Genomic DNA, 13,797 nt, shown 5'->3' with positions numbered 1-13,797 from the left:
GACACGGCCCTGCGCGGGGCGATGCACCGCGTGCGCAGCGAGGTCGACAAGGCCGTGGTCGGACAGGCCGGCACGGTGACCGGCCTGCTGGTCTCTCTGCTCGCCCGGGGACACGTGCTGCTCGAGGGCGTCCCGGGCGTCGCGAAGACCCTGGTCGTGCGCTCGTTCGCCCGGGCCCTCGGCCTCGACACCAAGCGCGTGCAGTTCACTCCCGACCTCATGCCCGGCGACGTGACCGGATCGCTCGTGTACGACGCGCGCACGGGAGAGTTCGACTTCCGCGCCGGCCCGGTGTTCACGAACATCCTGCTGGCCGACGAGATCAACCGCACGCCCCCGAAGACGCAGGCGGCGCTCCTCGAGGCGATGGAGGAGCGCCAGGTGTCGGCCGACGGCACGAGCCGCGCCCTCCCCGACCCGTTCCTCGTCGCGGCGACCCAGAACCCCATCGAGCACGAGGGCACGTACTCGCTTCCCGAGGCTCAACTCGACCGTTTCCTCATGAAGCTCGTGGTCGGGATGCCCGAGCGCGACGCCGAGGTGGCCGTGCTGCGCAAGCACGCCTCCGGCTTCTCGCCACGCGAGCTCACCGGCATCGAAGCCGTCGTCACCGCCGACGAGATCCGCGCAGCGCAGGCCGCCGCCGGACGCGTCGAGGTGACGGACGACGTCCTCGCCTACGTCGTCGACCTCGCCCGCGCCACGCGGCAGTCCCCATCGGTCGAGCTCGGGGCCAGCCCGCGCGCCTCGACGGGCCTCCTCGCGGCGGCGAAGGCCTGGGCCTGGCTCAACGGCTCGACGGCGGTCACGCCCGATCACGTGCAGACGATGCTCGTACCGGTCTGGCGCCACCGTCTGCAGTTGCGCCCGGACGCGCAGATGGAGGGCGTCTCGGCGGATGCCGTGCTGACCTCCGTGGTGCAGCAGACCCGGGTGCCGATCTAAGTGTTCGTCACGGGTCGCCTCGCGCTCGCCGTGGCTGCGGGCGTCGTACCGCTGGTCATCGCCGGGCTCGCGGGTTTTCCGCCGTACGCGGTGCTCGGCGCGTGGCTGGGCCTCTGCGTGGTGCTGGTCGTCATCGACGTCGTCTTCAGCGCGAGCCCGCGGTCGGTGACCGTGACCCGGCGCGTGCCCGCTCGTGCACGGCTGGGCGAGGCGGTGCCGGTCAGCGTCGCCGTGCACAATCACGGGTCCCGCGAATTGCACGCGCTTCTCCGCGACGCCTGGCAACCGACGGCCGGCGCGGGAACCGCACGGCAGACCCTCGACATCCCGAGCGGTGAGCGCCGTCGGGTCGACATCCCGCTCCTCCCCCGCCGCCGCGGCGAACTGGTGAGCGAGTTCGTCGTGATCCGCTCGCGCGGCCCCCTCGGTCTCGCCGGACGGCAAGCCGTCCACCGCGTGCGGGGAGCGATCCGAGTACTCCCCGCCTTCTCCTCGCGCAAGCACCTCCCCTCACGTCTCGCCCGGCTGCGCGAGCTCGACGGCAACACGAGCATCCAGGTGCGCGGTCAGGGCACCGAGTTCGACTCGCTGCGCGAGTACGTGCGCGGCGACGACGTGCGATCGATCGACTGGCGGGCGACCGCCCGCGCCGGCACCACCATGCTGCGCACCTGGCGGCCGGAGCGCGATCGGCACGTCGTCATCATCATCGACACCGGACGCACCGCGGCAGCCCGCGTGGGCGACGGAACACGAGCGGATGCCGCGCTCGAGGCCGCCCTCCTGCTCGCGGCTCTCGCGGCACGCGCGGGCGACCACGTGCACCTGCTGATGTACGACCGTGTCGTCCGGGCACGGGTGACCGGTGTCGAGGGCAATGCTCTCCTGCCCGCGCTGACCGACGCCATGGCCCCGGTGCACGCGCGCCTCGTCGACACCGACTGGCACGGCGCGTTCGCAGCCGTGCGCACGCTGACGACTCGCCCCTCGCTGATCGTCGTACTCACCGCGCAGGACGCCGCGGAATCGGCGCGAGGCTTCCTTGGCGCTTTTCCGGATGCCTCGCGGGCGACGTCGATCCTCGTGGGCTCCGTCACCGACGAGTCGATCGTCGAGCTGGCGCAGCAGCGAGGTTCGCGCGAGGAGGTCTACCTCGCCGCGGCCGCCGAGCGCACTCTGCGCGACGCCGAGAACGTGGCGGACGCGATCCGCCGAGCGGGCGGCGAAGCGATCTCCGCTGACCCCGAGGATCTCCCGCCGCGGATCGCCGACCGCTATCTCGAGCTCAAGGCTGCAGGCCGGCTCTGAGCGCTCCGGTCACCCCGCGAGAAGTCGTGGGGTGCCCGCCTCGTACTCGACGAGATCACCCGTCTCGCCGCGGCGATAGGCGCGCCCGCCGACGACGAGCATGTAGATCAGGAACACGGCCAGCGCCGCCGCGCCGATGCCGATCTTGAGCGGCCACGGCAGAGCCCAGCCGGTCACGAAACCCTCGACGAGGCCGGCGAGGAAGAGAGCGAAGACGAGTCCCAACGCCACCGTTGCGAGTGACCGCCCCTGGATCGCCAGGGATTCCGTGCGCGTACGACTCCCTGGAGCGACCCACGACCAGAAGACGTGTAGACCTGCCGCAGCCGCGACGAAGATGCACGTGAGCTCGAGCATTCCGTGCGGAAGGATGTACAGCAGCATGACGTCGCCCTGGCCGTGCGCGATCATGACGGCGCCGGACACACCCAGACCGAAAGCGTTCTGCACGATCATGTAGAGCGGCCAGATTCCCGTGACCCCGAAGAGCACGCATTGCAGCGCGATCCAGGCGTTGTTCGTCCAGACCATCCCCATGAACACCGCAGCAGGATTCTCGGTGTAGTAACCGGTGAAGGATTCGTCGGCGTACTGCTGCAGCGCGTCCGGAGGCCCGAGCGTAGCGATCAGAGCGGGGTCGTTCGATATCCAGAACGCCGTTCCGAGTGCGATCACGACGAAGGAGACGGCGACGATGAGCGTCGTCCATCGAAGGCGGTACAGCGCCGCCGGAAGCTGATCGGCGAAAAACCGCGCCGCCTGCGTCAGGACGCTGTCCGAAGCACCCGTGAGTCGCATGCGAGCGCGAACGAGGATCGTCGAAAGGTAGTTCCCCTGCGGAGAGTCCCCGACGGATGTCTTGAGCTCGGCGAGATCCGCTGACGCGGCGCGGTAACGCACGATGAGTTCGTCGACCGCCGCGCCGTCCAGTGCGGCGCGGCTGAGCTCATCCAGTCGCGCCCACTCCGCGCGGCGTGCATCGGTCAACGCATCGGCATCCACCTGATTTACTGTACTCATGTCCGTGCCGATCGATACGACCGACGAGATGCTGTCCGGGGAAGCCGTCGCCATCGACGTCCAGCCGGTCGGGTTCCTCATGCGTTCTCTCGGTGCGCTCATCGACATGCTGCTCGGATACGGGGTCTTCATCCTGTGGCTGTTCCTCCGCGTCTGGCTGCTCGATGCCGGCGTTCTCACCGAGGCGACCGACCGGATCGCGACCATCGCTTCTCTCGCGGTGAGCTTCCTCGTGCTCCCCCTGGGCATGGAGATGCTGACGAAGGGCCGCAGCCTCGGCAAGCTGGCCGTCGGCGGGCGCATCGTCCGGATCGACGGCGGCGCGACGGGTTTCCGTCACGCCTTCATCCGCGCGCTTCTCGGCGTGCTCGAGATCTATATGACCTTCGGCGGCCTCGCCGTCCTCTCAGGCGCCCTCACTGCACGGTCCCAGCGCCTGGGAGATCTCGTGGCGGGCACCTACAGCCAGCGCGTGCGCACGCCTGCTCTTGCCCAGAACGTTCCGGTGATGCCCGGTGAGCTCCTCGGCTGGTCGCAGATCGCCGACGTCGCGCGTCTGCCCGACCGCCTCGCCCGGCGCATCTCGCAGTTCCTCGCCTCGGCGCACCAGCTCGTGCCCGGCGCACGCGCGCGCGTCGCAAACGAGCTGCTCGCCGAGGCATCCGCCTTCGTCTCCCCCCTGCCGCAGGCTTCGCCGGAGCGAGCCCTGGTCGCGATCACGGTCATCCGTCGCGAGCGGGAGCGACGCGCACTCATCGCCTCGGATGCCCGCGCCGAGCGGCTCTCGGGGCGCCGCGTCGGGGTCTGACGCTCAGGCGCGCAGCGCCTCGTGGCGCACGACGATCCACCCTGCGGGCACCGACAACCGGTCGGCGTGCTGGGCGCACAGGTCGTGAGCGTGCGGGTGACGCTCGAGTCCGAGCGGACCGAGCGCGGCCATCTGGTCGCCGTAGTCGTACGTGAGCGTGGCCACCGCTTCGCGCGCGCAGCCCACCTTCGAGCAGAGTCGTCCGTCCATCCGTGCCAGGCTACGGTCCGGTGCGCGTCCACGACGGATGCCGCGCCGTCCGACGCCCCACACGGCCTAGACTTTCGTCATGCCCCGTCGACGCGCCACCCGCACCCCCGCGACGCCCCGGCGCGGCGCGCGGCACGGACGCCACGGCCGTCTCGGCCGCAGCGAGGTCGTGCGGCCTCCCCTGGCTCCGCTGGACGGGCGCCTCGACCGGTTCGACCTCTCGGTGGGAACCGCCGTCGAGTTCCTCCGCGGCACGTGGCCGGAGCTGCAGGACGTGCGATTCGAGATCGGTGCGATGCCCGGATTCGAGGCGGGTGACGAGGTGCCGCGCTGGTACCTCGATCGCGAGCACGCACGCATCGTGCTCTTCCGCCTGCCCATCGAGCGTCTTCTCCCTCCCGGCCACGACGACAACGCGCACCGACGGATGGCGATCGAGAGCGCCGTCTTCCGGGCAGCGGCGGAGTACGTCGGCCGCGAGCCGTGGGATCTCGGCCACGACCACTGACCGGAGTGCATCGACCCCGTGTCTAGGGGTAGACCGTGATGCTCTTCTCCGCGCCCGTGCTCGGCTGCAGAGGCCACGTCGCGAGCGCTCCGGCACCGGACATGCTCATCGCCGCGCGCACAGCGTCGGAGGTGCTGAGCCGATAGACCGTGTCGCCGTTGAGTGTCGCCGCCACCGAACTGCCGGCGGGCACGACGACCTCGCGTGAGTTCCCGCTGCCGAGGTTCTCGAGGGTGACGGTCGCATCGGCACCGTCCTCGTTGATGAGGTACAGCGCCGGCTGGGGTCCGTTCGGCACCGCGAAGAGGGCGTCCGTGCCGATCTCCGGCGCGGGTGTCATCCACGAGAAGTCCGCGCCCTTTCCGAATCCGTTCTGCTGACGGACACCCGCGACCACCGGGGTGTCGGCTTCGATCGACACCGAGTACGACCCGGGCGCGAGGGCGCTGAGCGACGCCTCCGCCGGGGTGTCGGCCGTGAGATCCACCGTGAACTCCTCGACGACCTCGGGTGAACCGACCGCGCGCACCGTGACGACGGCTCGCCCGTCCTCACCGGCCGAAAGCAGCCGGAGCACCGTCATGTCGGCGTTGTCACCGTCGCCGTCGAACGACTGCACACCGACGATCACCGGATGCCGCTGCGGCCCGGCAACCGCTTCCTGCAGGTCGATGCCGGCCGGGTCGAGCGTGCGCACGAAGGAGGACTGCAGAACCGCCCGCACAGGAGCCCCCTCGGCCGTGACCTCGACCACGGGTGTCGTGTTGCCCGCCGCGATCGAGCTGAGCGGAAGGGCGACCTGCGTCATCGCCGGGACGATCACGGTGCGGTTGCTCCGCGAATCGCCGTACGTCGAGAGGGTCACGGTGGACGTCACCGCCGCCGCGTTGGTGAGGGTCACGATGTCCTTGGTCCCGGTGGCGACGCTTCCTCCGACCAGCCAGGATTCCAACCTGCTCTCCCCGCAGGGCAGGGCGGCGAAGCCCGCCAGATCCGTCGCCGAGACCGAGATCGACTCGGTCGCGGCGATGAGGGGCGCGCTCCGGTCGACGACCTCTCCGGTGAATCGGTCGACCTCGGCACCGCCGATGAGATCGGGCACGGCGATGGGTGCGGATGCCGGAGCGCCACCGGTCCCGTCCACGGTGACCGACGGCGACCCCGCCGAGCGCATGCTCAGCGGGTCGGAGGAGTCGCGACCGATCGCGCGGAAGTCGCCGTTGCACACGAGCATCGGCGCTCCGGGAAGCGGCGTGACCTCCACCTGCGCAGGTTCGTGCGCTACCTCGGGCCACGGTGCGTGGATCGCCGTGACGACGCCGGTGACGCAGGCGACCGCGACCACGGCGCCCACGGCGACGCGCGCGCCGGTGGCGACCACTCGGAAGACTCGCGTGCGGCTCATCGCTGCTGCTCCTCGGTGTCGGGGTCTCCGGTGAGATCGGCGGGGTCATCGTCGACGGCAGCATCTCCTGTCGGCGCGTCAACGGCCTCTCCGCGCGATTCCGCGTCGTCCCCCGAGGTCTCGCCGTCCGATTCCATCGGCTCCTCGAGTGCATCCGCGGGCGTCTCGCCGACGATCGCGGCCTCGGCGAGTTCGTCGACTCCGCCCGGTTCGACGATCGAGGCTTCCGCGAGCTCCTCGCGATGCCGTGGGAGGACGAGTGGCTCCTCGGGCGCACGCCCGACGATGCGGGATTGCGCACGCGCCGCGCGTCGCGACGCACGGGTGGGCAGAGCGAGGAGCAGAGCGGCGAACAGGAAGATCAGCTGCAGAGTGACGACGAGTCGCGCCTGATGCTCCTGCGCGTTCGTGAGAGTCGCCGGTGCGGCGATGTCGGTGTCGACCCTCCAGAGAACGCCGCGATCCGTGGTGCCGGCGTGCACGAACCCGGCGCGCTGATCGATCGCGGTGATCGCCGACGTCCGCATCGAACGAGCCTGGTCGGCCTCATCGCCCGGCACCTGCGCGACGAGCACGTAGCTGATCCCGTGGGCGGCGAGCTCCCCCGGCGCATCGAAATCACGCGCCGAGAGCAGATCGACCGAGAGGGCGGCGATGTCGGTCCCTCGCGGCTGCTCCGCCGTCGAGAGGATCGTGGTCTGCGCACCCAGGGTCTCACTCGCGCCCCAGACCACCTCGGCGGCGAGTCCGCCGTCGTTCTGCGGCGTGAGGACGAGCGTGCTGATCGGCTGATCCCCGGAGGCCTGCGCCGCGACGTACGCGGGAAGCGTCGAATCGGGCCCGTTGCGCAGAGCGGAGGCGTCGAGATGGAGAGCCGTGAGGGCCGGCACCGCTCCGACCACCAGAGCAATCGCGGCTATGCCGGTGACGGCCGTGCGCAGTCGCGGCAGCGTGACAGCGGTGTCGAGGGTGACGACCGCGCCACCGACGATGCCGATCCACGCGAGCGAGAGCCCGGCACCCGGCCAGATGGCGACCGGAGTGCCCTGCGCGAAACTGACCGTGACGCCCACAGCCAGGAACGCCGTCGCGAAGCCGGCGAGCGAGACGACGAGCAGGGTGATACCCGCACGCCAGCGCGGCGCGACGGCCGCACCGAGCGCGAGCAGGGCGAGAGGCGCGCTGAACACGGCCGCCCAGGCGCCGAGCGGCGCGATCTGGAAAGCCGCCCACCCTGCGGCATCCGCGGTGGGATATCCCGTCGCGAGGGCGAGGCGCCCTGCGGCATCCGCCGCCGCCTGCGGGCCGGCCCAGATCGCCCCGGGATCGGCCAGGAGTGCGACGAGCGATCCGTCGACGAGGTGCGCGTACGCGAGCGGCGCGAAGAGCACGAGGGCCGGGATCGGGGTCCAGAGCAGGCGAACGGCGCCACGGAACTGGGCCGTACCCAGAGTGATCCCAAGCCCGACTACCCAGAGCACGAGAAGTGCGGGGACGAGTGACGGCGAGCACGCGGCCACGGCGGCGAACACCAGCGATGCCGCCCCCGCAGCTCCCCACGATCGATGCGCGACGACCGCCGCATGGAACAGCCAGGGCAGGAGGAGATGCACGAGAACGCCGGTCGGGCGGCCGTCGACGAGCGCGGTGAGGAACGTCGGCGCCAGAGCCCATCCGACTCCCGCGAAGATGCGGAGCCCCGCGCGATCCGTCACCCGCGTCGCGGCGAACCAACCGCCGAGGACGGCGAGCGGCAGCGCGAGCACCCACAGGAGCACGAGGGCGAAGGACGGCGATCCCGGCCAGAGCGAGCCGAGGACGGCGACCACACCGGCGAACGGATCGGCCGGACCGACGACGTCGAGGCCGAGTCCACGGACTCCCCACACCGCGTCCTGCCAGAGTCCCGCGACGGTCTGCCGGAGCGGCAGGAGGGCTCCGCCGCCGAGCGAGGGCCAGGCGAGGAGAGAGGTGAACGATGCGACGCTCACGGCGAGGGCGGCCAACACGGCCCACGCGCCACCGCCGCCGAAGAAGTGCAGTTCGCTGACGGCGCCGCCTTCGCTGCCGTGGCCGTCGTCGAGACGACGGCGGAGCTGCGAGCCCGTGACGCGCAGGGGCGAGATGCTGGCCCACGACGAGGTGCGGAACGATCGGATGGCGGCACGCGAACGTGCGAGCGCTCCGAATCGGAGCATCGCCACCACGGCGGCACCGAACTCGGGGAAGACTTCCTCGGGGCGCTTGCCGACGAGGTGCGCGATCGAGCGCCACAGCGCGAGGGGCAGGAGCGCGATCCAGTGCAGCGGCACGGCGATCGCGGGCGCATAGGCGAGGCGGCGATGCAGCTGGGCGAGGCGGGTCACATAGGCACGCCGGGAGCGGCCGCGAGGGAGCGATGCCGGGCCGTCGGGCGAGACCGAGATCCGCGCGGTCGGGGCGAGGACGACGCGTCCGCCGCCGAGACGAGCGCGCACGCCCAGATCGAGGCCCTCATCGGCTCCGGCGAGCGCCGGGTCCGGGCGGAGCGCATCGCGCACCTCGCTGCGGATCAGCATGCCGCGGATGTCGGCCGCGAGCGCCTCATCGAGACCGTCGTGCTGTCCCTGGTCGAGCTCACCCGCCGAGAGCTCGACCGAACGGCCGAGGCTCGTCATGCTGACGCCGAGGGAGACGATCTCACGATCGTTGTCGGTGGCGACCAGCTTCGGTGCCGCGATCGCGGCCGACGGCGAACGCTCGAGCATCCCGACGAGGCGCTCCAGGGCCCGAGGGTGCGGCGCGGTGTCGTGTGCGAGGAGCCATACGGCGCTGTTCTCGGCGACCCGGGGACGGGCGAGTTCGACGGCCTCGGCGAACGAGGTGGAGTGCCGGGCCTCGACGATCCCCTCGACCGTCTGCGCGACGGCCTCGCTGGTACGAGCCGATGCGGCGTCGCCGCAGACCACGAGGGTGACCGCTTCCACCGGTGCGGTCTGCGATCTCAGCGCCTCGAGGGTGCGGAGCAGTTGCGCGCGGGCTGAGGAACCGGGGCGCGCGACGATGATGGCGTGAACTCGGGCTGGCATGACATCGTCAGCCTAAGCGCGGTGCGACGCGGGAGAAGGCAGCCGGTGCGGCGCGCCCGCGAAGGTCCCGGTCGGATTCCATCCGGGAGACCGCTGACCGGCGGATGCGTCGCCGTTCAGCTGGCGCGGCGCTTGAGCTTGCGACGCTCGCGCTCGGAGAGACCGCCCCAGATACCGAACCGCTCGTCGTTGTTGAGCGCGTACTCGAGGCACTCCCCGCGCACGTCGCACGAGGTGCAGATGCGCTTGGCGTCTCGCGTCGAGCCGCCCTTCTCCGGGAAGAACGCCTCGGGATCGGTCTGAGAGCACAGGGCGTCGGTCTGCCAGGCGAGAGCGTTGTCGTCGTCTGCCTCGACCTTTCGAACCCCGGGTACACCGAGGTTGACCGGGTCGACGAACCAGTTCTCCGGAACGTCGGATCGGTATCCCGTCATCTCGACCTCCAACCCCTCATATCTCGCCCCCCGCCGGGCCGTGCACCACTAATTACACCCGTGTCATTCGCTCGGGTCAAGTCGCGGATCGTAAACCCTCAATCATGTATTGAAGGTTCTTGACGGTATATCGGCGTGTCGCGCGCTCCGAGGTGGACTCGGGCGCAGACGTCGCGCGTCAGCGCCCCGGAGACGCGATGAAGACCTCGCCGACGCCGGACAGACGCAGCTCGGTCTCGTCGTCGGACGCATAGGCGACGGCCCCGACGGGCAGATCGATCGCGGCATCCGCGCCTTCGATGCGAACCGTGCCGCCCGTGGCGAGCACCATGGTCCGGCCGTCGACCGGCACGCTCGTCGGTGAGCCGTCCAGCACGATGCGGCGCAGCGCGAAGTCCGGAACCGGCACGTCGTACGTCGTGATCGCGCCCTCCTCGGCAGGGCGCAGCACCGGGACCAGCCCGGGTGCGGTGTCGACGAGCGACAGGAGTTCCGGCACGTCGATCCGCTTGGGCGTGAGTCCCCCGCGGAGCACGTTGTCGCTGGCGGCCATGATCTCCACGCCGAGGCCCGAGAGGTAGGCGTGCAGGAGACCTGCGCGCAGGAAGACGCCCTCGCCCCGGCGGAGCACGAGGTGGTTCATCAGCAGCGCGACCACGACCCCCGGGTCACCGGGGTAGGTGTCGGCGATCCGCGCGATCGCGCGCAGAGTGTCGCTCCACTCCCCCGCGTCCCCGCGGGAGGCGGTGACGACCGCGTCGATGACGCCGTCGACGGCCTCGCCCGCCGACCCGTCGAGCAGCCACTCGAGGGTGTCGCGCAGGACGTCGCCTTCGGCGGAGAGACGCTCACGGAGCGCGACGACCGCGGCGGTGGGTGCGAGGGCATCGATGAGCTGCAACGTCTGTGCGACCGGGCGCAGGCCGCTGAGCGACTCGAAGCGCTCGCTCAGCGCGACCAGCAGCTCGGGCTTGTGGTTCGCGTCGCGATAGTTGCGCTGCGGATCGTCGAGCGCGAGGCCGCTCTCGCGCTCCCAGCCCTGCTTCGCCTGCGCCAGGGTCGGGTGCACCTGGATCGACAGCGGCTGAGCGGCCGCGAGCAGCTTCAACAAGTACGGAAGCGTTCCGCCCGTGACCGCATCGAGCGTGCCACCGCCCACCACATCCGCGGGGTCGCCCGGGTGATCCCCGAACCAGACCTCCGCCTCGGGGGCGCCGCTCGGCGCACGCCCTTCGAGCTCGGCGAGAAGGGTCTCCGATCCCCAGGCGTAGTCGCGGGGTGCGTTGGTGAGGTGCAGCAGCATGTTCCCAGCGTAGAGCGCGCCACGCCGCTCACAGACGCACGTGACCGCCTCGCGGTACCCTGATCGCGATGGCCCAGTACACCCAGCATCCGGTGAGCGCCCCGCCGACCGCCCCCGAGCGGGAATCGACGGGGCATCTGCTGTTGCGCGGCTACGTGATCCTCACGCTCTTCGTCACGTTCGCGCACACCGCCGTCTACAACCTCCTCGGTATGCTCGGCGCCGCCGTCGTGCTCGTCGTGTTCACGCTGGCCACGGTCGCGATCGGCGTCCCGATGCTGGCGCGCAACCGCCCCCAGGCGTTCCGCTGGCGGCGCCTGCCGTGGACGGCTCTCGCCTACACGACCCTCGCGCTCGTCTCGGTCGCGTGGTCTCAGTGGCGGGGACCGACGTTGCTCACCTGGCTGCTCCTCGCCGCGGTGACCGTCAACGGACTGTTCGTCGCGCACGTGCTGACGTGGCACGAGATCGTGCGTGCCCTCTCGTCGACGTTCAAGTGGATCCTCGGCCTCTCGATCGCGCTCGAGCTGTGGGTGTCGCTGGTGATCCACGGCCCGCTGCTTCCGAACTTCGCCGTCATCCCCGAGGACGGGATCGACCCGCAGCTGTACTGGGTGCGCGACAACCTGTTCGACGGCGGTCGGCTCCAGGGCATCGTGGCGAACGCGAACATCCTCGCGATCATCTCCCTGTTCGCGATCCTCACCTTCGGAGTGCTCTTCGCCGCCCGCGCGCGCTGGCGGACCACGCTCGCGCTGTGGATGCTGCTCGCCGCGTTCTTCCTCGTGCGCACCGCCTCGACCACCGCCCTCATCTGCGCCGCCGCCGTGGGCGTCGCGCTGGCCGTCGCCCTCGTCATGCGTCGCGCGCGCACGCCCGGGGACCGCACGCGCATCTACGTGATCGCGATCGGCGGCTCCGCCGTGCTCGCCGCCGCCGTGTGGCTGCTCCGGGAGCCGTTGCTCGACCTGGTCGGACGCAGCGCCGACCTGACGGGGCGCTCCGACAAGATCTGGACCGCGGTGCTCGAGCGCGCTGCCCAGCATCCGTTGTTCGGCAACGGCTTCTCGAGTCCGTGGATTCCCGACGACCCCGCCTTCGACGGCTGGATCGTCGACCACGGCCTCACCGTCTTCCACGCGCACAACATGTGGCTCGACGTGCTCATGCAGCTCGGCATCCTCGGCGTCATCCTGATGGGCATCTCGTATCTGAGCCTGCTCTGGCGGTCGTGGTTCTTCGCCGTCGACCGCCCCCGATGGGACCTCAACTCCTCGCGCAACTTCTCGCCGATCACGCTCCTGCCGAGCATGTTCACGATCGTGCTGCTGGTGCAGGGACTCTCCGAGTCGACCCCGATCATGCTCTGGGGATGGATGCTGCTGGTGATGTTCACGTTCAAGCTCAAGTCGGTGCCCCTGATCGGCGTCGGCGAGCGGGAGCAGTTGTTCGACCGCGGCGCGCGCGCCCGGCGGATCCCGTGACGTCGACCACCCGTGCGGTCCGACTCCTCGGGTCGGTCGAGATGGCCAGGGCATTCACGCTCGCGGTGATCACCGCTGTGTTCGGATCGTTCGCGATCGAGCGACTGACCTCGCGTGTGACGCTCGCGACGATCATCGCCGTGCTCTGCCTGCTCGGAGCGGCGATCCTGTGGGCGCGGCGCGAGGAGCTCTCCGCGCTGCGCCTGGCCCCGTTCTCGCTCTACGCCTTCCTCGGGTGGGCGCTGGTGAGCCTGGTGTGGACGACCGACCGCGGCGAGACGCTGCTGGGGTGGTCGTCGCTGTTCGGCTACGCGTTCCTCGCCCTCACCGTCGGGCATATCCGCGACACCCTGCAGACCGTCCGCGCTCTCGGCGATGCGCTGCGCGGACTCCTCGTCGTCTCCCTCGCGCTCGAGACCCTCTCCGGCATCCTGCTCGACGTGCCGTTCGTCGCGCTCGGGATCCAGGGGAACCTCGCGGCCGGCGGCCCCGTCCAGGGCATCTTCGGCAGCCGGAACATGCTCGGCTTCGTCGCCGTGATCGCCCTCATCACCTTCGTGATCGAGTGGCGTACCCAGTCCGTGAGCCGAGCGATCGCCATCCCGTCCATCGCTCTCGCGGCACTCCTCGCCGCCTTCTCGTCCTCCCCGACCGTGCTCGTCCTCGCCGCCGCGGTGGGGATCGTGACGGCGGCGCTGACCCTCGTGCGGCACTCGCCCCCGGCCCGACGCAGCATCGTGCAATGGTCGCTCAGCGTGCTCGTCACCGCTGCCCTGGCCGTGGCCTTCGCCTTCCGGCACCAGATCATCGCGCTGCTCGACGCGGGTTCGGACTTCTCGATCCGCGCCACCCTGTGGAACACCATCCTCGACTTCGTCGCCCTCAAGCCGATCGAGGGCTGGGGCTGGTTCGGGGCATGGGCGCGGGGCGAATACCCCTTCACGTACATCAACTTCCTGCTTGACGATCGTCATCAAAGCGCGCTGAACGCCTTCTTCGACGTCCTGCTCCAGCTCGGCACCGCCGGGCTCGTGCTGTTCCTCCTGCTCGGAGGCGTCGCGCTCGTACGTTCCTGGTTGGTGGCGAGCGTGCGACGTTCCGTCGTCTACGCGTGGACGCCCATCACTCTGATCACGCTCGCCGTCGACTCGGTCTTCGAGAGCTTCACCCTGGTGGGAGCCGGGTGGTTCCTGCTCGTGCTCTGCGCGCTGCGCGCCGGTCAGTCGCGCTCGTGGCGCGAGAACATCGACGCCGCGCATACGGGTGTGATCCCGACGCTGCGCGCGCAGGGCTGAGCGAACGCT

At 70.6% G+C, this 13,797-nt stretch carries 12 protein-coding genes; 6 read left to right on the top strand and 6 right to left on the bottom strand.

What is annotated here, in order from left to right; all coding sequences use genetic code 11:
- Positions 1 to 21 precede the first annotated feature (21 nt).
- Together ACTJKK_RS01355 and ACTJKK_RS01350 are read left to right on the top strand one after the other, a co-directional pair.
- Positions 22 to 945: an AAA family ATPase gene (locus ACTJKK_RS01355; protein ID WP_440747197.1), complete on the top strand. Its 924-nt coding sequence runs from the start codon at positions 22 to 24 to the stop codon at positions 943 to 945.
- Positions 946 to 2,253 carry a DUF58 domain-containing protein gene (locus tag ACTJKK_RS01350; RefSeq protein WP_247622870.1) on the top strand — a complete coding sequence of 436 codons (1,308 nt, stop codon included), beginning with the start codon at positions 946 to 948 and terminating at the stop codon, positions 2,251 to 2,253.
- A gap of 9 nt (positions 2,254 to 2,262) precedes the next feature.
- Here ACTJKK_RS01350 and ACTJKK_RS01345 read toward each other — a convergent pair whose 3' ends face one another.
- Complete coding sequence (locus ACTJKK_RS01345; RefSeq protein ID WP_440746741.1) at positions 2,263 to 3,255, bottom strand: stage II sporulation protein M; 993 nt, start codon at positions 3,253 to 3,255, stop codon at positions 2,263 to 2,265.
- A gap of 16 nt (positions 3,256 to 3,271) precedes the next feature.
- Between ACTJKK_RS01345 and ACTJKK_RS01340 the strand changes: the two genes are divergently transcribed.
- Positions 3,272 to 4,081: an RDD family protein gene (locus tag ACTJKK_RS01340; RefSeq protein WP_440746740.1), complete on the top strand. Its 810-nt coding sequence runs from the start codon at positions 3,272 to 3,274 to the stop codon at positions 4,079 to 4,081.
- Positions 4,082 to 4,084: 3 nt separating this feature from the next.
- On the opposite strand, the gene ACTJKK_RS01335 is transcribed toward ACTJKK_RS01340, so the two are convergent.
- Entirely contained in the window at positions 4,085 to 4,291 is a 207-nt protein-coding gene (locus ACTJKK_RS01335; RefSeq protein ID WP_247622872.1) for a DUF3499 family protein, read from the bottom strand.
- A gap of 79 nt (positions 4,292 to 4,370) precedes the next feature.
- Here ACTJKK_RS01335 and ACTJKK_RS01330 point away from each other — a divergent pair, with 79 nt between their 5' ends.
- Positions 4,371 to 4,799, top strand: a complete 429-nt coding sequence (locus tag ACTJKK_RS01330) for a hypothetical protein (protein ID WP_440746739.1) — start codon at positions 4,371 to 4,373, stop codon at positions 4,797 to 4,799.
- 22 nt (positions 4,800 to 4,821) lie between these two features.
- Here the strand turns inward: ACTJKK_RS01330 and ACTJKK_RS01325 are convergent, their stop codons facing one another.
- The 4 genes from ACTJKK_RS01325 to manA form a co-directional block, all read right to left on the bottom strand.
- Entirely contained in the window at positions 4,822 to 6,204 is a 1,383-nt protein-coding gene (locus tag ACTJKK_RS01325) for a DUF5719 family protein (RefSeq protein ID WP_440746738.1), read from the bottom strand.
- Positions 6,201 to 9,272 carry a glycosyltransferase family 2 protein gene (locus ACTJKK_RS01320; protein WP_440746737.1) on the bottom strand — a complete coding sequence of 1,024 codons (3,072 nt, stop codon included), beginning with the start codon at positions 9,270 to 9,272 and terminating at the stop codon, positions 6,201 to 6,203. The genes ACTJKK_RS01325 and ACTJKK_RS01320 overlap by 4 nt, the downstream gene beginning before the upstream one ends.
- Positions 9,273 to 9,388: 116 nt before the next feature.
- Positions 9,389 to 9,706, bottom strand: a complete 318-nt coding sequence (locus ACTJKK_RS01315; RefSeq protein ID WP_247622876.1) for a WhiB family transcriptional regulator — start codon at positions 9,704 to 9,706, stop codon at positions 9,389 to 9,391.
- A 178-nt stretch (positions 9,707 to 9,884) separates the two neighbouring features.
- Positions 9,885 to 11,009 (bottom strand): mannose-6-phosphate isomerase, class I, encoded by a 1,125-nt coding sequence (gene manA / locus ACTJKK_RS01310; protein WP_440746736.1) that lies wholly within the window; start codon positions 11,007 to 11,009, stop codon positions 9,885 to 9,887.
- A gap of 68 nt (positions 11,010 to 11,077) precedes the next feature.
- Here manA and ACTJKK_RS01305 point away from each other — a divergent pair, with 68 nt between their 5' ends.
- Together ACTJKK_RS01305 and ACTJKK_RS01300 are read left to right on the top strand one after the other, a co-directional pair.
- Positions 11,078 to 12,493, top strand: a complete 1,416-nt coding sequence (locus ACTJKK_RS01305) for an O-antigen ligase family protein (RefSeq protein WP_440746735.1) — start codon at positions 11,078 to 11,080, stop codon at positions 12,491 to 12,493.
- A 41-nt stretch (positions 12,494 to 12,534) separates the two neighbouring features.
- Entirely contained in the window at positions 12,535 to 13,788 is a 1,254-nt protein-coding gene (locus ACTJKK_RS01300; RefSeq protein WP_336640616.1) for an O-antigen ligase family protein, read from the top strand.
- The last annotated feature ends 9 nt before the right edge of the window (positions 13,789 to 13,797 follow it).

It is taken from the genome of Microbacterium sp. 22179 (assembly GCF_052045715.1).
GTDB classification, from domain to species: Bacteria; Actinomycetota; Actinomycetes; order Actinomycetales; family Microbacteriaceae; genus Microbacterium; species Microbacterium galbinum.
This window is presented reverse-complemented; position numbering and strand designations above follow the sequence as displayed.

Excerpts from the sequence above, each read along its gene's own strand:
- ACTJKK_RS01355 (WP_440747197.1), top strand. The coding sequence starts at position 22 with ATGCACCGCGTGCGCAGCGAGGTCGACAAGGCCGTGGTCGGACAGGCC.
- ACTJKK_RS01340 (WP_440746740.1), top strand. The coding sequence starts at position 3,272 with ATGTCCGTGCCGATCGATACGACCGACGAGATGCTGTCCGGGGAAGCC.
- ACTJKK_RS01335 (WP_247622872.1), bottom strand. The coding sequence starts at position 4,291 with ATGGACGGACGACTCTGCTCGAAGGTGGGCTGCGCGCGCGAAGCGGTG.
- ACTJKK_RS01330 (WP_440746739.1), top strand. The coding sequence starts at position 4,371 with ATGCCCCGTCGACGCGCCACCCGCACCCCCGCGACGCCCCGGCGCGGC.
- ACTJKK_RS01325 (WP_440746738.1), bottom strand. The coding sequence starts at position 6,204 with ATGAGCCGCACGCGAGTCTTCCGAGTGGTCGCCACCGGCGCGCGCGTC.
- ACTJKK_RS01320 (WP_440746737.1), bottom strand. The coding sequence starts at position 9,272 with ATGCCAGCCCGAGTTCACGCCATCATCGTCGCGCGCCCCGGTTCCTCA.
- ACTJKK_RS01315 (WP_247622876.1), bottom strand. The coding sequence starts at position 9,706 with ATGACGGGATACCGATCCGACGTTCCGGAGAACTGGTTCGTCGACCCG.
- manA (WP_440746736.1), bottom strand. The coding sequence starts at position 11,009 with ATGCTGCTGCACCTCACCAACGCACCCCGCGACTACGCCTGGGGATCG.
- ACTJKK_RS01305 (WP_440746735.1), top strand. The coding sequence starts at position 11,078 with ATGGCCCAGTACACCCAGCATCCGGTGAGCGCCCCGCCGACCGCCCCC.
- ACTJKK_RS01300 (WP_336640616.1), top strand. The coding sequence starts at position 12,535 with ATGGCCAGGGCATTCACGCTCGCGGTGATCACCGCTGTGTTCGGATCG.